At 44.6% G+C, this 24,058-nt stretch carries 20 protein-coding genes; 7 read left to right on the top strand and 13 right to left on the bottom strand.

Features of this window, described 5'->3' with window-relative positions:
• Positions 1-113: 113 nt before the first annotated feature.
• From gltX to GL182_RS17030, 3 genes are read left to right on the top strand one after another with little or no spacing between them, the layout of a single operon-like run.
• Positions 114-1,649 carry a glutamate--tRNA ligase gene (gene gltX, locus GL182_RS17040; protein ID WP_163380974.1) on the top strand — a complete coding sequence of 512 codons (1,536 nt, stop codon included), beginning with the start codon at positions 114-116 and terminating at the stop codon, positions 1,647-1,649.
• A 47-nt stretch (positions 1,650-1,696) separates the two neighbouring features.
• Positions 1,697-1,894 carry a hypothetical protein gene (locus GL182_RS17035; RefSeq protein WP_163380973.1) on the top strand — a complete coding sequence of 66 codons (198 nt, stop codon included), beginning with the start codon at positions 1,697-1,699 and terminating at the stop codon, positions 1,892-1,894.
• A gap of 28 nt (positions 1,895-1,922) precedes the next feature.
• Complete coding sequence (locus GL182_RS17030; protein WP_163380972.1) at positions 1,923-2,561, top strand: porin family protein; 639 nt, start codon at positions 1,923-1,925, stop codon at positions 2,559-2,561.
• 227 nt (positions 2,562-2,788) lie between these two features.
• Here the strand turns inward: GL182_RS17030 and GL182_RS17025 are convergent, their stop codons facing one another.
• From GL182_RS17025 to ruvB, 4 genes are all read right to left on the bottom strand, one after another.
• Positions 2,789-4,165 (bottom strand): RagB/SusD family nutrient uptake outer membrane protein, encoded by a 1,377-nt coding sequence (locus GL182_RS17025; protein WP_163380971.1) that lies wholly within the window; start codon positions 4,163-4,165, stop codon positions 2,789-2,791.
• Between the two features lie 19 nt (positions 4,166-4,184).
• Positions 4,185-7,154 (bottom strand): SusC/RagA family TonB-linked outer membrane protein, encoded by a 2,970-nt coding sequence (locus GL182_RS17020; protein WP_163380970.1) that lies wholly within the window; start codon positions 7,152-7,154, stop codon positions 4,185-4,187.
• Positions 7,155-7,442: 288 nt separating this feature from the next.
• Positions 7,443-8,369 (bottom strand): tRNA epoxyqueuosine(34) reductase QueG, encoded by a 927-nt coding sequence (queG, locus tag GL182_RS17015; protein WP_163380969.1) that lies wholly within the window; start codon positions 8,367-8,369, stop codon positions 7,443-7,445.
• A 34-nt stretch (positions 8,370-8,403) separates the two neighbouring features.
• On the bottom strand, positions 8,404-9,441 hold the full coding sequence (ruvB, locus tag GL182_RS17010) for a Holliday junction branch migration DNA helicase RuvB (RefSeq protein ID WP_163380968.1): 1,038 nt from the start codon (positions 9,439-9,441) through the stop codon (positions 8,404-8,406).
• A gap of 158 nt (positions 9,442-9,599) precedes the next feature.
• On the opposite strand from ruvB, the gene GL182_RS17005 reads away from it, so the two are divergent.
• Complete coding sequence (locus tag GL182_RS17005; RefSeq protein WP_163380967.1) at positions 9,600-10,658, top strand: FAD:protein FMN transferase; 1,059 nt, start codon at positions 9,600-9,602, stop codon at positions 10,656-10,658.
• Positions 10,659-10,680: 22 nt separating this feature from the next.
• The gene (locus GL182_RS17000; RefSeq protein WP_163380966.1) at positions 10,681-11,415 is read left to right on the top strand and encodes a ZIP family metal transporter; all 735 of its coding nucleotides are present in this window, start codon (positions 10,681-10,683) and stop codon (positions 11,413-11,415) included.
• 383 nt (positions 11,416-11,798) lie between these two features.
• On the opposite strand, the gene GL182_RS16995 is transcribed toward GL182_RS17000, so the two are convergent.
• From GL182_RS16995 to GL182_RS16970, 6 genes are all read right to left on the bottom strand, one after another.
• Positions 11,799-11,966, bottom strand: a complete 168-nt coding sequence (locus tag GL182_RS16995; RefSeq protein WP_163380965.1) for a hypothetical protein — start codon at positions 11,964-11,966, stop codon at positions 11,799-11,801.
• Between the two features lie 257 nt (positions 11,967-12,223).
• Positions 12,224-12,457 (bottom strand): hypothetical protein, encoded by a 234-nt coding sequence (locus GL182_RS16990; RefSeq protein ID WP_163380964.1) that lies wholly within the window; start codon positions 12,455-12,457, stop codon positions 12,224-12,226.
• A gap of 386 nt (positions 12,458-12,843) precedes the next feature.
• A complete protein-coding gene (locus GL182_RS16985) occupies positions 12,844-13,617 on the bottom strand; it encodes an alpha/beta fold hydrolase (RefSeq protein WP_163380963.1) in 774 nt (257 codons plus the stop codon).
• A gap of 81 nt (positions 13,618-13,698) precedes the next feature.
• Positions 13,699-14,856: a succinylglutamate desuccinylase/aspartoacylase family protein gene (locus tag GL182_RS16980; protein ID WP_163380962.1), complete on the bottom strand. Its 1,158-nt coding sequence runs from the start codon at positions 14,854-14,856 to the stop codon at positions 13,699-13,701.
• On the bottom strand, positions 14,849-16,738 hold the full coding sequence (locus GL182_RS16975; protein ID WP_163380961.1) for a CBS domain-containing protein: 1,890 nt from the start codon (positions 16,736-16,738) through the stop codon (positions 14,849-14,851). The genes GL182_RS16980 and GL182_RS16975 overlap by 8 nt, the downstream gene beginning before the upstream one ends.
• Positions 16,739-17,326: 588 nt before the next feature.
• Positions 17,327-17,956 carry a GDSL-type esterase/lipase family protein gene (locus GL182_RS16970; protein WP_163380960.1) on the bottom strand — a complete coding sequence of 210 codons (630 nt, stop codon included), beginning with the start codon at positions 17,954-17,956 and terminating at the stop codon, positions 17,327-17,329.
• A gap of 54 nt (positions 17,957-18,010) precedes the next feature.
• Here GL182_RS16970 and GL182_RS16965 point away from each other — a divergent pair, with 54 nt between their 5' ends.
• Together GL182_RS16965 and GL182_RS16960 are read left to right on the top strand one after the other, a co-directional pair.
• Positions 18,011-18,904, top strand: a complete 894-nt coding sequence (locus GL182_RS16965; protein ID WP_163380959.1) for a DUF3488 domain-containing protein — start codon at positions 18,011-18,013, stop codon at positions 18,902-18,904.
• A gap of 4 nt (positions 18,905-18,908) precedes the next feature.
• On the top strand, positions 18,909-19,580 hold the full coding sequence (locus tag GL182_RS16960; RefSeq protein WP_163380958.1) for a class I SAM-dependent methyltransferase: 672 nt from the start codon (positions 18,909-18,911) through the stop codon (positions 19,578-19,580).
• Here GL182_RS16960 and GL182_RS16955 read toward each other — a convergent pair.
• Genes GL182_RS16955 through GL182_RS16945 form a run of 3 tightly spaced genes read right to left on the bottom strand, consistent with a single transcriptional unit; the run spans position 19,529 to position 24,041 of the window.
• On the bottom strand, positions 19,529-20,860 hold the full coding sequence (locus tag GL182_RS16955; protein WP_163380957.1) for a neutral/alkaline non-lysosomal ceramidase N-terminal domain-containing protein: 1,332 nt from the start codon (positions 20,858-20,860) through the stop codon (positions 19,529-19,531). The genes GL182_RS16960 and GL182_RS16955 overlap by 52 nt on opposite strands.
• A 22-nt stretch (positions 20,861-20,882) precedes the next feature.
• The gene (locus GL182_RS16950) at positions 20,883-22,046 is read right to left on the bottom strand and encodes an AIR synthase related protein (RefSeq protein WP_163380956.1); all 1,164 of its coding nucleotides are present in this window, start codon (positions 22,044-22,046) and stop codon (positions 20,883-20,885) included.
• A gap of 45 nt (positions 22,047-22,091) precedes the next feature.
• Positions 22,092-24,041, bottom strand: a complete 1,950-nt coding sequence (locus GL182_RS16945; protein WP_163381047.1) for an OmpA family protein — start codon at positions 24,039-24,041, stop codon at positions 22,092-22,094.
• Between the last annotated feature and the right edge of the window lie 17 nt (positions 24,042-24,058).

Genomic DNA, 24,058 nt, shown 5'->3' with positions numbered 1-24,058 from the left:
GGAAAAACGGCTTTTGGGTTTACCGTTAAATCCGCAAGACTTTGTGCCAGAACCCATCAAATTCCTTATTAATTGCTTATCTTTGCCCTCTTAAATGAAATTGATGCCTGTTTATGAGTAAAGAAGTACGCGTAAGATTTGCCCCTTCACCCACGGGAGCTTTGCATATTGGCGGTGTCCGGACTGCCCTATACAATTACCTTTTCGCCCGGAAAAATCAGGGGAAATTTTTATTGAGGATAGAAGATACCGATCAAAACCGTTTTGTACCTGGAGCGGAGGAATACATCAAAAGTACATTGAACTGGATTGGAATTAATCCGGATGAAAGTCCATGGAATCCCGGGGAATGTGGTCCTTACCGACAATCCGAACGGAAACCCATGTACAGAGAATATGCCCAATATTTATTGGATCAGGGGCATGCCTATTATGCCTTTGATACTTCTGAGGAACTGGAGGCCATGCGGCAACGCCTGACGGCGGCAAGAGTGGTTTCTCCCCAATACAATTCCATTACCCGTACCCAGATGAAGAATTCGCTCACCTTACCTGCTGATGAGGTGAAAGCCCGCCTGGATTCAGGAGCACCTTATGTGATCCGGATCAAGATTCCCCGGAAGGAAGAAGTCAGGTTGAACGACATGGTCAGAGGATGGGTAATGGTGCATTCCAATTCCTTGGATGACAAAGTTTTGATGAAGTCAGACGGCATGCCGACCTATCATTTGGCCAATATTGTGGATGATCACCTGATGGGAATCACACATGTGATTCGGGGAGAGGAATGGCTGCCTTCAGCACCACTTCATGTGCTATTATACAAATACCTGGGTTGGGAAGACAGCATGCCTGAATTTGCCCACCTTCCCTTATTGTTAAAACCTGATGGGAATGGAAAACTTTCCAAGCGGGATGCCGAAAAGCATGGGTTTCCTATTTTTCCGCTAAGCTGGACTGACCCCAATTCCGGGGAATTGGTAGATGGCTTCAGGGAATCCGGTTACCTTCCGGAAGCTTTCCTTAATTTTCTGGCCTTTCTGGGATGGAATCCTGGAGACCAAAGGGAGCTGTTTTCTCTGGATGAACTGGTGGAGGCTTTTTCCATTGAACGAATAGGAAAGTCCGGAACAAAATTTGATATCAATAAAGCCAAATGGTACAACGAACAGTACCTGAGGAGCAAAAGTGATCATCAGCTGGCCGAGTATCTGCTCGCTGATTTGAAAAAGGAAAATATTGCCGTTTCTCAGGAAAAAGCTGAAAAGATTGTTGCTGTAATGAAAGAAAGAGCTACTTTTCCTTCAGACTTATGGCAAGAGGGAAGGTTTATGGTGTTTGCACCTGAGTCTTTCGATCAACAGGTGGTTGCAAAAAAGTGGAATCAGGATGCCATCACTGTATTGGGTGCCTTTAAAGGTAAATTGATGGCGACAGAGAGTGTATTGACCGCAGAAATCGCCAAAGAAATGCTGGGAGAGGCTGCAGCAGCTGAGGAAATTAAATTAGGGAAAGTGATGCAGGCGGTAAGGCTTGCCATTACGGGCGTTGGTGCGGGACCGGACCTGATGCAGATATTTGAAATATTAGGCAGAGAAGAACTGATCAAAAGAATTGATTTTGCGTTAGATAATATTGAAGCCAGCTAATGGCTTTGTTTGATGATCATGTATTCGTTTATTAAATGAACAGCGTTATGGCCAAGAAGACCAAAAAAAAGGAGACACCGAGGGTAAATGAAGAACTGGAAGGTTTTAATATGAATATCAATTCATTTGGTGAAATTTCCAGTTCCTTTTCTATTGACAAAATCAATGAATTCCTTAATAAAAATGTTGATGACAAAAAATTAAGGGACAGAGAAGAAGGGAAGGACGCAAAAAAGAATAGCTAAAAAACGGAAACCATTTTGCTTTTTACCTATGAAAATCTGGTCTGTCCTACTATGTGTTATTTTTTTGTCTTGCGGCAGGCTAGCGGCCCAGACCAGCATAGGTTTCAAAGCGGGTTATACCAGTTCCAGCGCTTCTTACAGGGTTACACTGGGTAGTTTTCCAAGGACGGTGACCGGAATTACTGCTCCAACCTATTCATTGGTGATCGAGCAGTTTTTTGAAAAGAATGCCGGGGCCCAGATTGAAGTTCAATGGCTGACTACGGGTTATGCCGCCACCGATACCATTAACGTGGGGAATGAGACCAGGTTTGACTACCTGAAAGTACCCATATTGTCTAATTTTTATTTAGGAAATTCCGGAAGGTTTCACATCAAACTTGGACCGCATTTGGGATATTTACTCCAAGCCAGAGAGGTAAACAGGATAGTGGAAGGAGAACTGGTGATCCCTACCTATGGGCAGGCAGCTGACCGCCCCCGTAAGGTCATGTATGGTTTGACCGCAGGAGTTGGTTTATCAAAGTTGTTTGGAAAGCATACCCTGCAGGGTGAGGTCCGCTATTCCTATGAATTTGGAAACCCTGAAAGCCAGGAACGAATATTTGACCTTAATTTTACGCAATTGGAGTTTTCGCTGGCCTATCTTTTCAGGGTGCTTCAATAAATTCCTTTCAGACTATTTTTTTTAGGCCCACACCCAGGCAAATACCAGGCCCAGCCTTCAGATGTCATGATCTATACTGTAACTTTAGCCATATGCTTTAGAATCAAAAAAAATATTGGCTTATCCCGTCGAATATTTTTAGTGGATGCGAGAGGTGCCAACCCAAAAAATAAAGCCATTTCTGATTATCAGAAATGGCTTTATACCTAAATGCTTATCTTTTGGAATCAGTCTTCTGCATAAATGTCCCAATTTACCTCAGATTGGGGGTGAGGAAATTGGCGAAATACTGTTCCCTGGTCAAAAGAAGTGTTGATTTCATCCAGTCGGTCATACCTTCTGGCATCGATCCAGCGGTGACCCCAGGGTTCTGCCCATAAGGAGTACCTTCTTTGATACAATATTTCATCGATCAGGCTTTCCTGGTCAGTTGCTCCACTGTAGTCTCCAATCTCTGCTGCATTCCGAATCACATTGATGGCCGCTACAGCAAGGTCTGTTTGACCCAGCTGGGCATGGGCTTCAGCTTTCAATAATACCAATTCCTCGTTTCGTATAAAGGGGATAGGGGTAGTATTGTTGGGCCAGCGGTTGTCCTGATGAGTCCCTACCAGAGGGGTGGCATCCGTTGTAACCACAACAGGTTCCTCTCTTTCGTAAAATTTCTCAGCCACCCTGGCATCTCCTTCAGTAGCATCTTCCAAAACTGAAGGGTGAACCACTATAATAGTATTCACAGCTGCATCCCTGATATAAAACAAGGGATTAAATGAGTCAGGCGGTCCATTATAAGGGTGAGCAGGGCCTGCGTCCAAATCTCCTTCCAGGTCCATAAATGAATTGTCCAGAGCAGTCAAAACTCCTTCCCAATCCTCCAGGTAGGCGTTGTTTCTGGCCAATATTGCATTGTTGACTTGCCGTAAGCCATTAATGGAAGTATAGCCTTCAAAGCCAGGTGTCAATGTGAAAGGGAAATCCCCACTTCCGGAGCCAAACAATTGGTCCGCCTCATTCAGCAATGAACGAGAATGTTGCATGGCCTCATCATAAGGCACATGGGGGCCTGGATTTAGGGGGTCTTCCACGTCTATCCTGATGCCATTTTCATACACAAAATTGGCAGGAATCATGAATTGGTATCCTTGTATCATGCGGGCAAAACCAGATAGCGCAGCTTGTTCGGCACTTGTAAGGGTAGTGGTGTTTTCTACGGCAGAAACCAGAACATCTGCCTGTCTGATGGCCTGGTAAGGAGAAGCCCAGGAGCCGCTACCTGTGGTGCCGAAGCCAAAATAAATTCGGTCAGGCTCTCTTCCTCCCTGACCTAGCCAGTCTGTTTGAAACCTCGGGTCTGAACCATTTAAATACCACACCTCTCTTCCAAATGTATTCCATGCCTGGGATACGTTGGTGACGTACCCTCTGTGCCTGGATTCGAGACCGGTTACCAGAAACTGGATCTGCGAACGGCTGGCATTTTCACTGACACTTCCTACAGAAGGATTGTTGGGATCGTCTATTTGATCCAGTTGCAATGGGTTACAGCTTGCCATGAAAAGGGTCACAAGAGCCGTATATCCGATATATGTTTTTATCTTATTCATAACTTTCATCGTTTTAGGGTTAAAAATCAAGATTTACGTGAAAGAAAACCCTTCTTGGGGTGGGATAAGGAGCTATATCTACGTTATTGGCGACAGACTGAGCGCCAAAAGTAGAAGTCTCCGGATCATATCCGTCATAATCAGTGAAAAGGAAGGCATTGTTGACAGATAGGCCAAAACGGATACTTTCCAGGGCATTTCCAAAGGCATTAGTCACAGTTGCCTTGGGCAAAGTATAGTACATGCCAATTTCCCTTACCTTGAAAAATGAGGCATCTTGTACCCACCTGCCGGCATTGTTGTAAGGCTCAGGAGGTCTTTGTCTACCGTTTGGAACCCCATCTCCATTATCATCCCCAAACCATCCGTTGGTGGTTCCACCCGAATCGGAAAGGAAAGAGGTCAGGTTGATATTTTCGCCACCTTGCCTCCACTCCATCAGGAAGGATAACTCCAGATTATTGTAAATTCTTAAAGTATTGTAGAAAGAAGTATTGAATTTGGGTTGGGCATTTCCCCAAACTGTAAACCCACTGGGGTGATCAGGATCAACAGGTGTTCCCACAATGGTAGTGGGCGCGAATCCCTCTGCATAGTAGAAAGTACCCAGTGCAGTACCAAAGGCTCCTTGGGTATATTGGGGTATACCTAACCTGGTCATATTCACCCTGTTTTGCCAATACATGATTCTTGAAAACCAACTGAAGTTAGGTTGATCGATTACCGTTCCGGAAAGGCTCAATTCCAATCCTTTGTTTTCCAGTTCCGCCTCATTGCTTGGCGTGGTAGTCACACCCGTAGATGGTGCCAGATTCAGGTCTTGGATGTTGTTTTGTGTGTTTTTAATGTAATAGGTGGCTTCCAGAGCAAACCTGTTGTTGAGAAATCCAAGATCAACACCAAACTCAAGTTCTGTAGCAGTTTCCGGTCTGATCTGGGTATTGCCGATCTGGGTTCCAACGACAGAGCCTAACAATCCGCCGATATTTGCCCCTTCAAGTCTGGAAAAGGTGTTTCCAAAAGCAACCGGCCCGGCAGTTTCACCATAGGCAATCCTGGGTTTCAATTGATTGATAAAACCGGAGTTCCAAAAATCAAAATTTCCAAGGTTAACGGCAACAGAAGCTCGGGGGAATCCATAATATTGAGAGGGGTCTCCATTAAGGGTAGATTTATCCCACCTAACGCCGACAGTACCTATGATTTTATCTTCAAAATTGGCTTCCTGCTGTAAGAAAACACCCGCTTCCTGAACCTCACTGGTAAACTGGTCTGCTATTTCCTGTACAGATGCCTGTTCCAGATTGGTTTGACCTGGCACCAGTCCCCTTCCCCGGTTAAATAGCTGACTGTTATTGAAATCAAGCCTGACCAGTCCGGCCTGGGAGTTCATGTTGACCCTACCCAGGTTAAAATTATATACCAGGGCTGCCTGGAAATTTGTATTGAAGCTTTCCTGTTTTCCCCAGAATACATCGCCAGGGTTGGCCTGCCCTCTCTGGAATTGAAGAGATTCAGGCAAATAAATCAATGTCGTATTTTGAAGAAAGTCCAAACCACCTGCCACATTGGCTTTAAGAAAACTGTTGCTGTTGCTGAACAAGTCAATATCCAGGGTAAAAGCCTGAACAAATCTTTGTACATCAGACCTGTTTTCCGCATTATCTGTGACTGCCGCAGGATTCTCACTAAAATAGGGATTGGTTGGATATACCCCATTTTCGTCCGGTCGGATGTCAAAATAGTTGGGGATATAGGCGATACTGTAGCCTATACTGGCACCTGAATTATTCTGGTTACCCGTAAAGCCCCTGTCGGATGTGGATTTAATGTAGTTGGAGGAGACACCCAATTTGATTTTATCTGAGATATTATGATCCAGATTTGCCCTTAGGGAAACCCGGTCAAACCCAGTGTTTTTTACCGTACCATCCTCCGAATTGATGTTTCCTGAGACATAAAATTTTGTTTTTTCATTACCTCCCGAAACAGTCAGACGGGTATTGCTGAGTAAGGCCGTGTTGTTGTAAAAATAATCCTCATAATCAATCCGGGTACCTTCCCTGAAACGCTCCAATTCGATTGGTCTTCTGTTTTCAGGAAAAAAGGTGTTGATTTTTTCTTCACTCCAATCGTCCACTCCCAATAATCGGAGCGGTTGGGCAAAACCTATATCCTGAGAAAGGGAAACTTTGGTTTTTCCTTCTGCACCCCGCTTTGTGGTGATGATGATCACACCTGCATTGGCCCGGGTCCCGTAAATAGCCGCAGCCGAGGGACCTTTTAATACTTCAATGGTGGCAATATCTGCCGGATTGAGGTCTGCAAGCCTGTTGGATCCATCATCCTGATTGGATGCTCCGGCTCCGGTTACTGTTGCCCGCCCCGTCCTTTGGAAAGAGTTGTTGATATATACGCCATCCAGGATAATCAGTGGTTGTGAAGCTCCGGTCAGGCTGGAAATACCCCTTAGTTGGATGGATAGGCCGCCTCCTGGTGCCCCCCCGTTGGACCTGATATTGGCACCCGCAATTTTACCGTAAAGTGCACCATCTGTTGTCTGTATGGTGGTAGTGCCTGTCAGTTCCCTGGATGATACAGAGGAGACGGCATTGGCCAGGTTGGATCTTTTTACAGATGATGCCAAACCGGTTACCACTACCTCTTCGAGATTAGTAGCATCTTCCTTGAGGGAAACATCCAGGTTATTGTTATTATTTGGCCCAACGTCAAAGGTCTGACTCAGGTAACCAAGGGAAGAGATGACCAGTCTGGCTGGATCATTGTTCTCAAAATTCAGGTTAAACCTGCCATCAAGGTCCGTCACGGTTCCTCTGTTCGTATTGCTGACCAGAATACTGGCCCCTATCATGGGCTCTCCGGTCCGCTCATCGGAGATAGTCCCCGAAACGCTGTACTGCGCATGTGCCCAGCCTACAATTAAGGTAGACAAGACCATGACCAATGAAACTCGGTAAATTTTAATCATAGAATTAAGTTTAGATTGAGGTTTTTATTACTAAATTTTTAAAATTCTAAGCATAAAAAGTTGTTTTTTATTAGTTTGACTGAATAATACAATAATATGAATTTTATTTTTAATTTTAGGTTTTTAGTCTAATCGTTTTAACCATTATTAAAGTCAGAGGTTCTCCTTTTTGTTTTAAAACCGACCTCATTTTTTTTAAAAGCCAACTAATATTAATTTTTGGTTAAACCAGCAGGTAAAAAAACGAAAGTTGCATCCCTTCTCAAGTAACATAAGTTACTTACTCCATTAAGTACTCCTTAAAAATTGGATGTTTCTTTTTAAGCCCTCCCATTTGCTGCGTTTTACTGCTGATTTTTTAAAGACCCGGTTAAAAGTTTCTTTGGTGATTTCCTCCCATTCTATTTTCTCCAGGTCGGGGGAAGGCAGAAACTCCCTTTCCTGATGGGCTTTGGAAAAGCGGTTCCAGGGGCAAACATCCTGGCATATGTCACATCCAAAGGCCCAATTTTCCATTTTGCCCTTAAATTCGGTTGGAATTTCTTCCTTCAGCTCAATGGTAAGATAGGAAATGCATTTGGAGGCATCGATCAGGTTGTCCTGAACGATGGCATCAGTGGGACAGGCATCGATACAACGCGTACAGGTGCCGCAATAATCTTTGGTAATGGGGTTGTCATATTGTAAGGGAAGGTCTATGATCAACTCCGCAAGGAAAAAAAAGCTACCGCTGTTTTTATTGAGAAGCAGGCTGTTTTTGCCCGTCCAGCCCAGGCCTGCTTTTTGGCCCCATTGTCTTTCCATGACAGGTGCACTATCTACAAATGCCCTTCCATGGATTTCGCCGATTTCTTCTCTGAGGATTTCTAAAAAGTTTTTGAGTTTATCCCTGATGACAAAGTGGTAATCTTTGCCGTAGGCATATTTGGCGATTTTCACGTCATCTTTTTCCTCAGGCAGTTTTTTTGGAGGGTAGTAATTGTACATCAGACTGATCACCGATCGGGCATCGTCCACGAGTTTTCCGGGGTCCAGTCTTTTGTCAAAATGATTGGCCATGTAGGCCATTTTTCCATGGTAATTTTTTGCCAGCCAGGCTTCTAGTTTTGGGGCTTCTTCTTCCAGGTATTCCGCTTTTGCCACTCCGCAATAATCAAAGCCCAATTTTTGAGCTGTTTTTTTGATCAGAAGGGTATTTTTTTCCAGGCTATTCATAATCAAAATTAATTGGGATCGGCCGACTCGGGACCTAAAGATCAAAAAGACTTCCGGATTGACCACCAAAGTCCGGCTTGAGCTTAAGGTGTTTGTAAGCCATTTCCGTGGCGGTCCTTCCCCTGCTGGTTCTTTTGAGGTAGCCTTCCTGAATCAGGAAAGGTTCATAGACTTCCTCAATGGTCTCTGCTTCTTCTCCACAAGCCGTGGCGATGGTGGAAAGGCCCACCGGCCCGCCACTGAATTTTTTGATAATGGTGAGGAGAATGCGGTTATCCATTTCATCCAGTCCATTTTCGTCTACATTCAGGGCATTCAGGGCAATTTTGGCTATATCCAGGTTGATGCGACCATCTCCCTTGATCTCTGCAAAGTCACGCGTCCTTCTCAGTAGTGTATTGGCAATCCTCGGTGTACCGCGACTTCTTCTGGCTATTTCGAAGGCCGCCGCTTCATCCAGGGGTGTTCCCAGTATGGAAGCGGACCTTTTGACAATGGTGCAGAGCAATTCCGCATCGTAATATTCCAGGCGGGCATTGATGCCAAAACGAGCCCTGAGAGGAGAAGTGAGCAGTCCCGATCTTGTGGTGGCTCCCACCAGTGTAAAGGGGTTAAGGCTGATTTGCACAGACCGGGCATTGGGACCCGAGTCGAGCATGATGTCAATCCGGAAATCCTCCATGGCAGAATAAAGGTATTCTTCCACAATGGGATTTAAACGGTGGATTTCATCAATAAACAGGACATCTCCATCTTCCAGATTGGTGAGCAGTCCCGCCAGGTCTGAAGGTTTGTCCAATACCGGGCCAGAAGTAATCTTCAGGCTGGATTCCAGTTCATTGGCAATGATATGGCTCAGGGTGGTTTTTCCCAATCCAGGAGGACCATGCAGCAAAACATGATCCAGTGATTCCCCGCGCTTTTTTGCAGCCAAAACAAATATCTTTATGTTTTCCACGGTCTTTTGCTGGCCGGTGAAATCATCAAAGCTTAAAGGTCTTAAAGCTTTTTCAATTTCCTTGTCACCCGGGGCCATGCCCTCCTGGTCCCCACGCAGATAATCTTCTCTCATATGATCTTTCTAAGATGTACAAATATAGAAAATTCATCCCAGCTTTGCAGACCAAAGGTATGCTTGCCAAAGATTCGCAAACCAGGATTATGGTTGAAAACGATGAGCATTTGAAAAATAAGAATTAACTTTCGGGAAATTAAAACAAGCCTTGTTTTATGCGAAAATCAGCCAAGAAAAATATCATTTACAGCATTTTGTTGTTGTTGGTGGTATTCATGGTTTATCTCTACAGACAGAATAAAAACAGCCCTGATACTCCGGGTGAGGAGGGTCCGAAAATGGTGGTTTCCGGGCCTACCATGGGTACCAGCTACAGGATTGTTTACCTGGATGAGGGAAGAAGAGATTTTAAAAAGGAGATCGACGCTTTACTGGTTGAAATTAACAATGCTTTGTCTACCTATATCCCTGACTCTGAAATCAGCAGGTTTAACCGGATGGATTCATTGGAATTTGAATCCACTCATTTCTATACGGTACTTGAAAAGAGCAAAGCTATATTTGATGCCACAAAAGGAGCCTTTGACCCTACCGTCGGGCCATTGGTTAATGCCTGGGGCTTCGGTCCTGAAGGCGCTTCAATGAAGGATAGCACAGGTGTGGAGCAGCTACTGGATCAAGTGGGTTTTGATCAGTTGGTTTTTGACAAGAACGGAATAAGGAAAACCAAATCGGATGTTTATCTGGACCTTAGTGCCATTGCTAAAGGGTATGGAGTGGATAGGGTGGCGGAGTTCCTCGGTGAAATGGGAATTCAGAATTACCTCGTGGAGATTGGCGGGGAGCTGGTCAGCAGGGGTGTTAATGACAAGGGTGAACTTTGGAAGGTTGGTATTTCCCGTCCGGAAGAAGAGGGCTTGGCCAATGAAATCTATAGCATTCTTGCCTTAGACAATAAAGGTATGGCTACTTCTGGAAATTACCGTAATTTTTATGTTAAGGATTCTGTCAAATATTCCCATACCATCAGCCCCTTTACCGGATACCCGGTAGAACATTCCCTTTTGAGTGCTACAGTGGTGGCCGATGATTGCATGACGGCCGATGCCTTTGCCACTGCATTTATGGTATTGGGTGTCGATGGGGCCAGGGAAATTTACGAAACCACAGATGGCTTGGAAGTTTTTCTTATTTTCAATGATGACCGCGGACAGATGCAATCCTTTGTAAGTGAAGGCTTGATTCCTTATATTTCTACATTGGATAAGGAATAATCCGGATAACCCAATTTATGTTATGATGCATTTTGTCTTACTTTTTATGGCTGCTTTTGGTGCGGGTTTACTGGCACTGATTATTCCGGAATGGAAAGAAAAAAGCTTCAAACTGGCACTGATTTTTGCCGGGGCCTATTTATTTGCCATTACCATTTTGCATATTTTCCCGGAACTCTTCGCTGACCAGGATTCAGCCTATTACATGGGCCTGTATATTCTATTGGGCTTTTTGCTGCAACAGGTGCTGGACTTTATGTCTTCCGGGATAGAGCATGGTCACATCCATGATCATGGCAGTCATGGGATGGGCAACAGCGTCTGGACCCTGATGATTGGATTGTTTTTACATGCCTTCCTGGAAGGCACCCTGCTTTCCAAACAACCCATGCTTGCAGGGCACCATCATGGGAGTGAAACCCTTCTGATCGGGATGATTTTGCACAAAATGCCGGAGGCTTTTGCCTTGGTAGCCGTTTTGATGAGTAGGTTAAATAGGATGGGAATTATACTGCTGTTGGTATTGTTTTCCCTGGCATCACCCCTAGGCATGGTGTCAACAGATTTTTTGTATGACCAGCAATTGATCGGAAGAGGAACACTAAACATCCTTTTTGGCCTGGTGGCAGGAGGTTTTCTTCATATTTCTACCATTATCTTATTTGAAAGCTCACCGCAGCACCGTTTTCACCTGCAAAAACTCCTGATTATATTACTGGCTTCCGGAATAGCGATTTTGACAGAATTTTTTATTTAAAAAAAATGCCGGAGCCTTATGTTGCCATAAGACCCCGGACAAACCCTACATTAAAAAATAACCAACTTCCCTTACGGATTTCCTACTTCACTTTGCTTTCCTAATCCGTTTTTCATTTCTTTAACATCCGAAAATTAGGAAGTAAAAAAGTATAAAACCAATATTTTAACAAATAAATTACTGAAAAAATGCACATAATGTTTTAATTATTTCGAAATGCATTATTTTAGGTTTGGATAATTTTAAAATTGATTTTTTTGTGATTGATCCTGGGAAAAAATACTTTTATCAAATTCAACGGCTTGTTTTTCAGTAGATTAACCTGAATTTGTCCTATTATTCTTGAAAAAAGATTGTTTTTTTTACTCAGTTTCCGGGATGATTTAGATTTCAGCAACTTGTGACCCACGTTCTCCTTCACCACAGGTCCAGGTAAAGGTTATGGATCCGTCCTGATAGGCTTTTTGTGGAAGGGGGAAAGAATATACAGGTTGGTGGCCGGTTTCAATAAAATCATGGATGAGTATATTTTCTGCAACAGTAAGCTTCATTTTTGATCTAAACCTGCCAGTTTAAGCCACTTTCAGCTGATATTTTATATCGGGATTAAGGTCTTTATACCTGATTTGCAAAGGTGTATCAAAAAGCGTATTGACCTGTGTCTCCAGGCCTTGGGAGTGGAAATACCCTCAAAACCTATGGCTTGCACCTCATGTACCCACTCCTCACCTTTAAGCCCAACCCCAAAACTAACCCGGGCCCATAGAGACTTCCGGGGTCTGCTTCCCAGGGTTTTGTGTTGATCACCTTACCCCAATTGTTCACACCTTTGTTTGAGCTGATAAGCCCCGGGATCTGTCGAGGGTCTTTCCAGGATCCGGATCGCCTCATCTATTGCCCTCTGGCTTCCATTTTCTTTGCCCAGTCTCAAGCGATTTCTTGCGCTTTGTTCTTTTTGGGTATCATACATCAGTTTTTGCTGGATATGCGCATCAAAATAAGCCCGGATCAGGCCCATCTGAAAACGAAAATTCCCCATCATTTTTTGGTTAGCCCGTTTTTCCATTTCCTACCATTGCAGCAGTGTCAGGGGAACCTGTTGGTTGGTCAATAGGGGTCCTTTCAGGTTGACTTCTTCTGCCAATAGGCCCTGGGTTATGGGCTCCACCCATTCAGGACCAAAGAAAAACCGGGCATGCTACTCGGCCCTTTGACCGGAACTTTTTTGCAGGATCACTGCGTCCGAAAAATCTAATTTTTGCCCATAAAGAGGCAAGGTTATTACCAGTAATAAAAAGAAGCTCAGGTAGTGAATATGGTGCATAAAACCGAAATTTCATATCAATACCCGAAGCCGGTCAATTGTTACTATTGAAACTCCACAAGCCTTATCACAACAGGCCTATAAATCGGCAAACTATGGAGCGATTAGGCTTGGAGGAAGCGCAAGACAATTTGGTTAAATTTTTCTGGTTTTTCCACATTGACTACATGACCACAGGCAGGGATTATTTCAAGCTTTGCTGCACTGTGGTTATTTACCAGTTTAGTGATGGAAGGCAAGAACATGTAATCTTCTTCTCCCATGACATAAAGGGTTGGGATGGAGGTTTCCTTGATCCTGAAAAATGCCAATAAAGGATTTACCTTTGCTGCCAGAGTAAACCAGCGGATAAATTCTTTTTGGTAGAGTTTTTTTGCCTCCTGAACGAAGAGGTACCTGGAGGCTTTGTGGTTCTTTCTGGGCATGATGATAAAGGCAAATAGCTTATACAACAGCAGGTAGGGAATGACAGATTTTAATATAATTCCCAGGCGCATGAGTATTTGGCCCCGGATATTCAATTTCATTATGGCGCCGGCTAAAATCATACTGCTGACCCTTTCAGGATGCCTTTCAGTTATTTCCCGGATAATGATGGTCCCCAATGATATGCCCACAAAATGAGATTGATTTATTTTAAGGTGGTCCAGCACTTCCACGACTTCATTTCCAATGACATCAAAGGAATATTGCTTCAGCTTTTCATAAACATGATTTTTGGATTTTCCATGACCACGAAGGTCTACCAGCAATACGTTAAAAGATTTCTTAAAATCCCGGATTTGCCTGAACCAGATGGCACTGCTGCCACCGGCACCATGCACAAAGGTCACCCAGGGTGCATCCTTCTTAAGCTGGTATGTGGTATAATGAAGCATATAAACGTTAAACTGCAAATCAACCGGTAAGGTTTAATTCGGGTCAACCTACTGAAGGAAAATAATTTTGGGCAAGATACGTCAATCTCTTTTAATTATTTCCCATTGGTTTTTCAGGGCTTTATAGTGTATTCTAAAACCCAATAAATGAAAAATCTCTTTATTCAGCCATCGGGCAATCGCAGGATTGACCAGATACCTGTTGCCGGATGGTTCTTTCCTGGATATTCCGGGAAGAAGGGGGAGTAAGTCGGGCAAAAATGTTCTCCTCAGCCAACTGGACAGCCAAAGCCAGAAGGAAGAAACAGGTTTAACAATAAAAAAACCATCTTGCCCCTTACTTTGATACAAAGGAAGGAAAACCATCCCCTTGTGCTGACTGATGACTGGGAACCCATTATTTCTGGCCAATTCATGTCCCTTTTTTATGGGGTTGAAATTTTTAAATCCTGGCCTCATTTCAAATGATTGATCCGGGCCTACAGGATAGCGGCACAATATTTCGTAAAAACCGCTTTTGATTCCCAAAGTATTTTTTAGAAGCATTTCTTCCTTTTCTATATCAGCATCAGACATTTCTATGATTCCCAGGTGAAACATGCAAAGCTTGATAAAGGCCTTATGCCTTTTGGCACTTTGGGGGTCATCATGTTTTCCAGCTTCAAATCCCAGTGCGGGAAAACCGAGATCATTGATATGACTCATCAAGGGTCCATCCAGGTATTCTTCTATTCCCAGTACCAGCGGTACCGGAAAATGTTTGGCCATTTTCCGGTTGGGAAGGGTGTCGTTGAAGGGTAAAAAGGCACAGCTTTCCGAAGAAGTGGTATGGAGATCGGTAAATAAAATTTTACCTGAACCGTATATAGCTACTATGGTAGTGATTAGCTGGTCCAGTAAGGCCAGTTCCTTCAGTTCAGGATAGCTAAAACCAGGTTCCTCCATATTTTTCATCCTTACAAGCTGCAGGTTTTCACTGGTCCAGATTCGGTTAAGGTCTTTACCAATGAATCTTTGTTGAAATTTTAATGCTTCGGCGTTTCCCTTGAGGATAAAAACATTCCCCTTGAAATCAAATTTCGGGATATTTTTATCTTTAAAAAGTGCTTCCATTGCATGAACAGAGGCAGGTTCATTCCCGTGTATGCCCACGATGACAACCAGCGTAGGCAAATCAACCTTCTGGTGGTGAGCAAACAGGACCCTCGGGTTATCCGTTGTCAGAAGCGTATCAGGCATTGTTCTTTTGGTAAAGTTTTTCCCAAATTCCCTTTGCGTCCTTGTCGGTTACCAATCCGATAAGGCGGTCACCGTCTACCACGGGGAGGCAACTAATTTTTTTATTGACCATCAGCAACATGGCATATTTGATATCTGTTTCCGGGCCTATGGTGATAACGTCTGAAATCATGATGTTCTTCGCAATTTCCATTCCATCAGTTTTTTCCCCGAGCTTTTGTAGGGTGGAAGTAGTGATTAAACCTTTAAACTTCCCCTGTTTGTCCTCCACCGGGATGTGATGGATGTTTTTCCATTCCATGATTTTTTCTACCAAGGTGATCAGATCATCCTCCTGTACGGTGATCAGGTTGGTTGTCATGATGTTACCGATCCAGTCATACTGTATGGGAATTGTTTTCAGTTCTGATGCGGAGGCTGCCCGCCACTCACTGACCGGTAGATCCGCTTTCCGGCGCTTTTGCATGGCAGCGGTCAAGGTTACCATGGCCTCATCCCTGCTCATGTGTTTCTTTATTTTACGATAACTTTTTATCAGCCAACTGCTGCCCGTCTGTCCCGATTTAACTCTTCCTTCGATGATATTCAGGTACCTATTGGATTCTTCGTCGGAAACGCCAGCTTTTGACAGGCCTGTCCTGGCCAGGGGCAGAAGTTGATCCAGCATGAGTTTTTGAGCCGGAACCATCCGGTTGTTCCAGACCATGCTGCTGTAGATGCCCGATGTAGCTGCCCTGTAAAAATTCCCTTTGGTATCTTCAAAGGACTTCCTGTGCCAGGCACCCCTGTAGCTCACTGGCATGGCTTTCATCAGGCCTACCCATAAGGCCAGGTTGGCCATTTCATCCATAATGGTAGGTCCTGCGGGTAGGTATCGGTTCTCTATGCGTAAATGGGGCAGGCCGGTGCTTGTTCCATAGCAGGGCCTGTTCCATCGCCAAATGGTGCCGTTGTGCAATTGAAGGGCCTGCAATTTCGGAATTCCCCCTTCGGCCAGTACAGCCAGTGAGTTATCGGTGGCCTTGTGGGTAAGGATCAGGGGAAAACGGGCAAGGTTTTCTTTGTAAATTTCGCTGGTTTCCCGGATCCAATGATTGCCAAAGGATACCCGCTGCTCTTTTTCTTTCAGGTGGTACCCTTTGCTCCGGATGTCTATGCTCTGCTGAAAAAGCGGGATTCTGGTCTCCGACCACAGCTCCCGGCCAAACAACAAAGGCGAATTGGTGCAGACCGATAGCAGGGGGCCGGATATCATCTGGGCCCAATTGTATTGGTCCACAAATTCATCCGGGCTTACCTGAAGATGACATTGGAAGCTGGTATTGCAGGCCTCAAAAAGAATATTGGTATGGGCTAAAATCAGTTCATCTACCCCTGATATGTTCAACTCAAAATCCTGCCCCCTCAGTTGTTTGATGATTTCATCCAGGGCTTGGTACCGGGGATTAGGTGTCATGTAATCCATCTGCCCCGAGCGAAGATCTATGGAGGGTAAAATGCCCGTTAGGATTACCGAATCCCCAAAACCGGAAGCAACCTCTTCAGCATTTTTGAGGTACTTTCTCAGTTGCTTTTCCATTTTTAAAAGGCAGCCATCTTTAAGCTCCTGAGGATCCAGGTTTAGCTCCAGGTTGTACATGGCCAATTCTGAAGTGAAATGGTTGTTTTCCAGTTTACCCAAGATCAAGGGACCATTTTTAGAGGGTTTGTAATGCTTGTTGATCAGTGCAAACTCCTGCTCTGCTCCTATCCGTTGGACATTTGCTTCTATCTTCCCTTCCCGGATCATTTGATCCAGGGCTTCGATATCATGAATCAGATTTTTGAGAAATTTTTTTCTCTCGGATACCTTTATACCGGTAATTGATTTTTGTTCTCCCATCTACAGCAACAATTTATGCAAGGAACAGGTAATTTGAAAGCAAGCAACAAAGATTCCAAAGGTAAACTGACAAAAGTCAGCATCGGAAATTCACACTTTCTGACCCGTTTTCCAGTCTTGCTGTAGTACCCAAAGGCTGTGACAGGTGTTCTGGAAGAAGCCCGGCCATGACTTTTAGGATTAGCAGATGAAGGTATGGGGAAATGGGGCAGGTAATTTCGTAAAGTTATTTCTTCAGACCTATGGAGACTGATTTGATCAACAATATAGCTATATTTGTGAAATTCATTGAATTATTATGAAATAATTTATTTTGTTAATGCTTTATATCTGCAACATAATCCTATTTTCAATTGATTAAGTTAGGGTAAAATCTGTGAGGATTGCGGATTTCAGGCAATGAGAATTAATTATGATTAAATATTTTTTTGTGCGTAGGAAGTACCAAGCCTGGTGCTGTGCAGCCGCACATAATACGGATATTGCACCGGGCAAGGAAACCCATCTGGCTGATGAGAAGTGCGGATAAGAGCGGTAGATTACCGGACTGATAAACCCTACCGATAAATGGCTATTTGAAAGGTTGGCTTATTGAATATTTTCTGCTATGGTTTCAGCGAGGATTTTTGCGCCTTTCTTATTGGGATGTACCCCATCCGGAAAAAGACTGATGTAGGGTTCCAGAGCGGTATGCAGGTCAATTACAGTAGTTCCGGTTTTTCTGGCTGCTTCCCTGATCAGCGGAACCATTTCTTCTACAATAATTTTTTCTGTGATGCCATAGTTGTCTTCAAAGACAGGAACAGGCAGGCAAAGGTAGATTTTTCCATTATCTGGCATGTGTTTTTTATACGTATCAATCATTGCCACATAATCCTCCAGGAAAGATGACTTGTGGACCCAATTTTGCGGTTTTGAATCATTTGTGCCCAGTTTGATGACCAGGATGTCCGGCTCAAATGCCTTGGCCTGTTCAAACTGAGGCTCATTCCAGAAAGGAAAATCTCCTTTCTTCAGGAGGGTCCTTGCACTGACGCCAAAGTTTTTTACCAGGTAAGCGTTCCCCAGTTTTTTTTGTAATTGTAGGGGGTAGCTATCCGGGTGATTCCTGCCGGGCCCTTCTGTTATGCTATTACCCACACAGGCTACTTTTACAGGTTGTTGAGCAAAAGCCCCGTGGCCCAGCAGCAAAAAAAGGGCATAGATTATTTTTCTCATAGAGTTGGTGTTTCAGCCAGGTGGAAAATTACAGAAATTTTTGAATGATTAGGAATGATCAATTATTTAAATTGCCCGCAAATAGATAAGCGGGTGAAATTGATTCAGAAAGTTTCTTCAGGGTTTTTCGAAAAGATAAACATCCTTTCGTTGGATGTGGTGGCTGGATCATGTGCCGGCATGTTTTTTTTCGGGGACATGATGCGTTTGTCCTTGCCCTGGTTCATTTACTTGTTGCTTGGAATGGCGGTTTGGTCAATTTATACCTTTGACCACCTCCTGGACGCAACAAGTATTCCGCAACTGGCCCTGTCCAAAAGGCATCGCTTTCATCAGAGGCATTTTAAAAAACTAAGTATCATAACCATGATTATTACCATTTTGGGAATAGGCCTTGCTGCCGCATGGTTGCCCTGGAATGGCATGCTGGGTGCTGGTCTGATATTATTTGCCCTGATTTTGCTCGTCATTATAGGCTTGCGTTTTGTTCATGTCAAATTGGCGGCTTTAAAGGAAGCTGTGACAGCCTTGTTATATGTTTGCGGAGTTGGCCTGGCTCCTTTCTGGTTACAGGATTTCGGTTTTGGTTCCACCAATTGGCTGTTTTTTGTTCCTGGTTATTTTGTTCTGGCCTGGTTTAACCTGGTGTTTTTGTCCTATATGGATGCAGCCCTGGACAAAGCAGAAGGACACCATTCTATCATGACTGTTTTGGGAAAGAAAAGGACCCGCCAGTTGCTTTGGGGCCTTGCTGCATTTTCCTTGATGTATATGGTGCTGCTTTTTATTGTCCTTCCTTCCTTTTATCACCGGTATACCCTGATCTGGGGGCTGATGATGCTGGTACACATGATCAGTTTTATGGAACACCCTGTGAGCATTGCCAGAACCAGGAGGCGGTTGGAGCTTTCCTTTTCCCTCCCCTTGCTTTTATGTTTTTTGGAATAAATCCATGAGAGAAACAGCTACTACCGACCATTATCGCCTATTGGCCCCTTTTTATGAAAGATTAGGTAGTTTACTGTTTGGAAACGAATTTCAAGCCAGCAAACTGGCCTTTTTGGATAGTATCGGCAGGGGAGATCAGGTGCTGGTTTTGGGAGGAGGGGCAGGATCAAATATGCGGGAGATCCTAAACAGGTGCGGAAGTAAGGGAAAAGTGATTTATATGGAAGCTTCGGCTTCCATGATCCGGGAGTGCCAATCGGGATTGAGTATGGATTTGCTTCAGCAAGTTACCTTCATTCATGCTGCTTCATTTGATGCCTTGCCTGACATGAAGTTTGATGTGGTCTTTACACAATATTTTTTGGATGTTTTGCCGGATGAAAAGATTGACCAACTTTTCAGAAAAATTCAAACGAAGGTACAGGCACATTCCCATTGGATTTTTGCCGATTTTTATCCTGTCCCAAGCAAGATGCTGCTGTTGAAAACCCTGATCAATTCCTTCAGGATCCTTACCAGGCATCCCAGAAGGGATCTTCCGGAATACGGATATTATTTCGAAAAATGGGGCTGGGAGGAACGGGGAAGAAGCCTGTATTGCCAGGGTTTTTACCAGGCCAGCATTTATGGGTTTGCTCCCAGGTCAATTAAGCCGGAAACCAGTTCATTAAAATAGGCCCCATTGTACGGACCATAAAAATTCATGTCCCTGACTTCATACAGCTGTCTATGGTAGTATTTGTCCGGAGTAATATAACCAATATAGCCCCCATTGAAGGTCGTGATGATCAGGTTAAGGCCCAGCTTGGTTGCCCTTTTTTCCCAGGCATCGTAAAAAACACCTGAGACTTCCCCCGATGATGAAATAAATAAGGTATTGCCTATCCGTACCAGGTCAAAATGAGCCGGATAATCCCCAATGGCCCAATCAAATAGCCAGGGCCTGATTCGCCAGTTATCACTGATCCGGAAATGGGGGGCACGGAGTTTGAGGGGAAGCTTCCCGGCTAGAACTGCATGTCCCACCAAAGGCTGCGTAGCAGTGGTTTCCCGCCTTACCACAGCATCCAGCTGAGAGGCATATTCCTGAATGCTTTCAATATCATTTCCTGGAGCCATTGGACGGTGGCTTCCTACCGCTCCTGCGGCAAAAAGGACCAGCTCATGTTCCTGTTCCATTCTTTTTGAAAGGTAGAAGGGATAATCCCCCGACAAACCCATAAAGCCACTGCTCAGACAAGTGGCATGAGCACTATAGGTAAGCAGGCTGGCGGTTTTCCCATTTGGCCGGGTTATGGTTATTTGTCGTATATAGGGATCGACCGGATCGTTGGCTATCAGGCGGTTGGTGACGAATTCTCCGGCGTGGCTTTTCTTAAAATTTATTTTGACTGTATCCATTTGGGCAATCGCCTCTTCCAAAGCCCGCACGGTGTTTCCGGCAATTTGTTTTACCAGGGTAGTATCCCAGCCCCCAAGGGCGAGCGTACTCAAGGGACCTGGGATGGTTCCTCCCATGCCACTGTGGGTATGGGTGGCAGTAAAATATATGTGGTTGATGGGAACCTGTTTTTGTTGGATCACCGAAGTGATGGCCTGTGCCAATTCAGGATGGACAATTAACAATTCATAATTGATAAACGCCACTTTAAAATCCTGATTGCCAAGGATAATGGTTTTGACAAAGCTGCTGTCCTGTACAAACTCATAATTCCCCCTGGGACGGTAGGCCACCAGGGGTACTGGAGCATCCGGTGTAATATTGGCCCTCGCCCATCCTCCGAGCAGGAAGCCCTGATCACTTCCGTCAAGGTTAAGGCTATCCAAAGACCTCATGGTCTCCTGGTAATAGGCCTTTTCCTGATAGGGAGTCCAATCTACCGGGCTAAGGGTAACTACTCCCAATAGGATCAAAAAAATAACGGTAGCGATTATAAACTTAAAGAGGCCTCGCATTTACTATCGAATAGGATCAAGCCTAGTAGGTAAAAACACCATGTTTGCCATCAATCGTAACTTTTTTACCCTGATAGGGGACCACCCGACCAATAATTTTTGCCTGCACCCCAAAGTCAGTCGCAATTTGAATGATCTCTTCAGCCCATTTTTCTTCCAGGTAAATTTCCATGCGATGTCCCATGTTAAAAACCTTGTACATTTCTTTCCAATCCGTACCACTTTCTTTTTGGATGATGGAAAAGAGTGGTGGGGTATCAAAAAGCTGATCTTTGATCACATGCAGGTCATCGATAAAGTGCAGTACTTTGGTCTGTGCGCCACCACTACAGTGGACCAGGCCATGAATGTCCGGGCGGCGTTCTTTGAGTATGGCAGCGATTACCGGTGCATAGGTTCTGGTAGGTGAAAGCACCAATTTACCCATGTCCAATGGTGTTCCGGGTGCCGGATCCGTTAAGTCATAACTTCCGGAATATAACAAATCCTCAGGAACTGAAGGATCAAAACTTTCGGGATAGGAAGTCATGAGGCTTTTTTTGAACACATCATGTCTGGCAGAAGTCAGGCCGTTGCTTCCCATTCCTCCGTTGTATCCGGATTCATAGCTGGCCTGTCCAAAAGAGGCCAGACCTACCACTACATCTCCGGCCTTGATTTGGTCATTGGAAATGACCTCCTCCCTTTTCATTCTGCAGGTTACCGTACTGTCCACAATAATGGTCCGTACCAGGTCTCCCACATCGGCAGTTTCCCCTCCTGTGAGCATGGCGTTTACCCCATGATCCCGCAACATTTGCAATACTTCCTCTGTTCCATTGATCAACGCAGCAATGACTTCTCCCGGAATCAGGTTTTTGTTTCTCCCTATAGTGGAAGAAACCAATATATTGTTGACGGCCCCTACACAGAGAAGGTCATCGATATTCATGATGATGGCATCCTGGGCAATGCCTTTCCAGACACTGAGGTCTCCGGTGGCTTTCCAATACAGATAGGCCAGGGAGGATTTGGTGCCTGCGCCATCGGCATGCATGATGTTGCAGTAGTCGGGGTCATTCCCCAAAAGGTCTTCCACTACCTTACAGAATGCTTTGGGGAACAGGCCTTTGTCCAATTTGGAAATGGCGCTGTGTACGTCTTCCTTGGAGGCTGACACCCCACGTTGCATGTACCTTTCGTTCATAACCTTGGCTTTGAAAAAAACAGATAAGCGGCAAAGATAAGGATTTTAGTCGGTGATTTCTATTACCTTAAACTCCGTCCTTCTGTTGGTCTGATGCTCTTCTTCGGTTTGGGCATTTTCTATGATCAGCTGCCTTTCTCCATATCCCCTGGCTTCCAGCCGGTCGCTGTCAATTCCCTGAGAGACGATGTATTCAACAGCAGATTCCGCCCTTCTCTGGGAAAGGTCATCGTTGTAGGCATCACTGGCTCTGGCATCGGTATGGCTGCTAAGTTCTATCCTGATGCCTGGATTGTCTTTCAGGATCTGAACCAGTTTGTCCAATTCTTCGGCCGCATCAGGCCGGATTTCAGCCTTGTCCAAATCATAATAGATGTTTTCAAGTACGATGGCCCGCTCCAAAACCAACTGTTCCAAAACAATGGTGGTATCTAAAGTAACATTGGTAACCTGCTCAATAAGTTCTTCCTGAGAAGGTGTTTTTCCTACCGTACTATAGGGAATACTTTTGGTAAAATAGCCATTCTTTGAAGCGATCATGGAGTAGTTTTTCTCTGGCTCTAGCGGGAATCTTAACCTTCCGTTTTGACTGGAGAAGTTTCCATCGATGGTCTGGTTGTTTTCGTCATATAGTACCACTCGGGTTTGGGGTAGGATTTTCTCCTCTCCGGTTTCCAGTCTTTCTTTCGTTTCCACGTTTAGCAATACATTGACCACTTTTGGTGGAGGGGTCATGTCTTTGAAATAATAAATATCATCATCTCCCTTACCCCCTTCTCGGTTTGAGGTGATGAAACCTTCCTTGGGATAATCAGTAAAGAAGATGCCAAAATCATCTGCCAGAGAATTGAAATTGGGACCCAGGTTTCGCACCATTGCTTGCCCATCTTCTTCTTTATATACGAAGAGGTCCAGCTTGCCGTAGCCGGGATGCCCATCTGAGGAAAAGTAAAACTCTCCGTTGGACATGGGCCGTGGAAACATCTCATTGCCGGCAGTATTGACCTCAGGCCCCATGTTGACTACATTTCCGAAGTCGCCATTGGCCAGTTTGGTAGATTTGTACAAGTCGGTGCCTCCATAGCCTCCGGGTCTGTTGGATGCAAAATAGAGCACCTCTCCATCAGGACTGAAGGCAGGTGTGGAGTTCCAATATTCGGGCTCTTCATTTACCGGCATAAAAATTGGTTCGGTAAATCCCCCACCTCTGAAGTAAGAAGCAAAAAGACTGACATCGGGCAGGTCGTTTTTAGAGCCGGCATTGCCCCGGGCATAAATGATGGTGTTGCCATCCGGACTGATGGCAATGGCTCCCTGATTCAATCCCCCTTCATTCTGAAACTCTGGAAGGGTTTGGACGTTTTGAACGTCTACGTTTACCCCCTCTGCCCTTGCCCTGAACAATCGGGTGTAACCCTGTCCGGTGGCCGGATACATATCTCCGGCTCCTCTGGAGCTGGTAAAATAGAGGTAGTTTTCACTTAAAACCGGGGCATAATCTATCCCGGAAGTATTCAGAAGTTCATAATTCTCCAATTCATGGTTGGGCCAGATGGGCTCTATGGATGAAATGGCCTCAATATTATTAATCTCTTTTTCTGCCAGCGCAATCCTTTCATCATCCATGGTCAAGGTTTTAGCCGCTTCAAAGGCAGCCCTTGCCGCTTCGTATTCACCCCTGCCCTTTAAGCTTTTACCCTTGTGGTACTGGCTTTCAAAAGTGGCGTTTTTTTCTGTGACTTTTTCATAATATTCTGCGGCTTTTTCTACCCTATTGGACAAGCGGTAGCTTTCTGCAATATAGAAATTGGCTTCACTGTTTTCCGGTTCCTTTTCAAGTAGTCTGGAAAAGGAATTGATGGCCATTTGGTATTCGCCTGCACTGAATTGGTTTTGGGCTTTCTGTTGCAGGCTGGTACAGGATACTTGCAGCAGCAGGATCCCCACGAGGAGTAAAATGGAATAGGTAGAACTGGAATGCGTTGCTCTTTTCATATGTATGGCTTCCCCTA

Origin of the sequence: Cyclobacterium sp. SYSU L10401, from assembly GCF_010993705.1 — a bacterium.
Taxonomy (GTDB): domain Bacteria; phylum Bacteroidota; class Bacteroidia; order Cytophagales; family Cyclobacteriaceae; genus Cyclobacterium.
This window is presented reverse-complemented; position numbering and strand designations above follow the sequence as displayed.

Excerpts from the sequence above, each read along its gene's own strand:
- gltX (WP_163380974.1), top strand. The coding sequence starts at position 114 with ATGAGTAAAGAAGTACGCGTAAGATTTGCCCCTTCACCCACGGGAGCT.
- GL182_RS17035 (WP_163380973.1), top strand. The coding sequence starts at position 1,697 with ATGGCCAAGAAGACCAAAAAAAAGGAGACACCGAGGGTAAATGAAGAA.
- GL182_RS17030 (WP_163380972.1), top strand. The coding sequence starts at position 1,923 with ATGAAAATCTGGTCTGTCCTACTATGTGTTATTTTTTTGTCTTGCGGC.
- GL182_RS17025 (WP_163380971.1), bottom strand. The coding sequence starts at position 4,165 with ATGAATAAGATAAAAACATATATCGGATATACGGCTCTTGTGACCCTT.
- GL182_RS17020 (WP_163380970.1), bottom strand. The coding sequence starts at position 7,154 with ATGATTAAAATTTACCGAGTTTCATTGGTCATGGTCTTGTCTACCTTA.
- queG (WP_163380969.1), bottom strand. The coding sequence starts at position 8,369 with ATGAATAGCCTGGAAAAAAATACCCTTCTGATCAAAAAAACAGCTCAA.
- ruvB (WP_163380968.1), bottom strand. The coding sequence starts at position 9,441 with ATGAGAGAAGATTATCTGCGTGGGGACCAGGAGGGCATGGCCCCGGGT.
- GL182_RS17005 (WP_163380967.1), top strand. The coding sequence starts at position 9,600 with ATGCGAAAATCAGCCAAGAAAAATATCATTTACAGCATTTTGTTGTTG.
- GL182_RS17000 (WP_163380966.1), top strand. The coding sequence starts at position 10,681 with ATGATGCATTTTGTCTTACTTTTTATGGCTGCTTTTGGTGCGGGTTTA.
- GL182_RS16995 (WP_163380965.1), bottom strand. The coding sequence starts at position 11,966 with ATGAAGCTTACTGTTGCAGAAAATATACTCATCCATGATTTTATTGAA.
- GL182_RS16990 (WP_163380964.1), bottom strand. The coding sequence starts at position 12,457 with ATGATGGGGAATTTTCGTTTTCAGATGGGCCTGATCCGGGCTTATTTT.
- GL182_RS16985 (WP_163380963.1), bottom strand. The coding sequence starts at position 13,617 with ATGCTTCATTATACCACATACCAGCTTAAGAAGGATGCACCCTGGGTG.
- GL182_RS16980 (WP_163380962.1), bottom strand. The coding sequence starts at position 14,856 with ATGCCTGATACGCTTCTGACAACGGATAACCCGAGGGTCCTGTTTGCT.
- GL182_RS16975 (WP_163380961.1), bottom strand. The coding sequence starts at position 16,738 with ATGGGAGAACAAAAATCAATTACCGGTATAAAGGTATCCGAGAGAAAA.
- GL182_RS16970 (WP_163380960.1), bottom strand. The coding sequence starts at position 17,956 with ATGAGAAAAATAATCTATGCCCTTTTTTTGCTGCTGGGCCACGGGGCT.
- GL182_RS16965 (WP_163380959.1), top strand. The coding sequence starts at position 18,011 with ATGATCAATTATTTAAATTGCCCGCAAATAGATAAGCGGGTGAAATTG.
- GL182_RS16960 (WP_163380958.1), top strand. The coding sequence starts at position 18,909 with ATGAGAGAAACAGCTACTACCGACCATTATCGCCTATTGGCCCCTTTT.
- GL182_RS16955 (WP_163380957.1), bottom strand. The coding sequence starts at position 20,860 with ATGCGAGGCCTCTTTAAGTTTATAATCGCTACCGTTATTTTTTTGATC.
- GL182_RS16950 (WP_163380956.1), bottom strand. The coding sequence starts at position 22,046 with ATGAACGAAAGGTACATGCAACGTGGGGTGTCAGCCTCCAAGGAAGAC.
- GL182_RS16945 (WP_163381047.1), bottom strand. The coding sequence starts at position 24,041 with ATGAAAAGAGCAACGCATTCCAGTTCTACCTATTCCATTTTACTCCTC.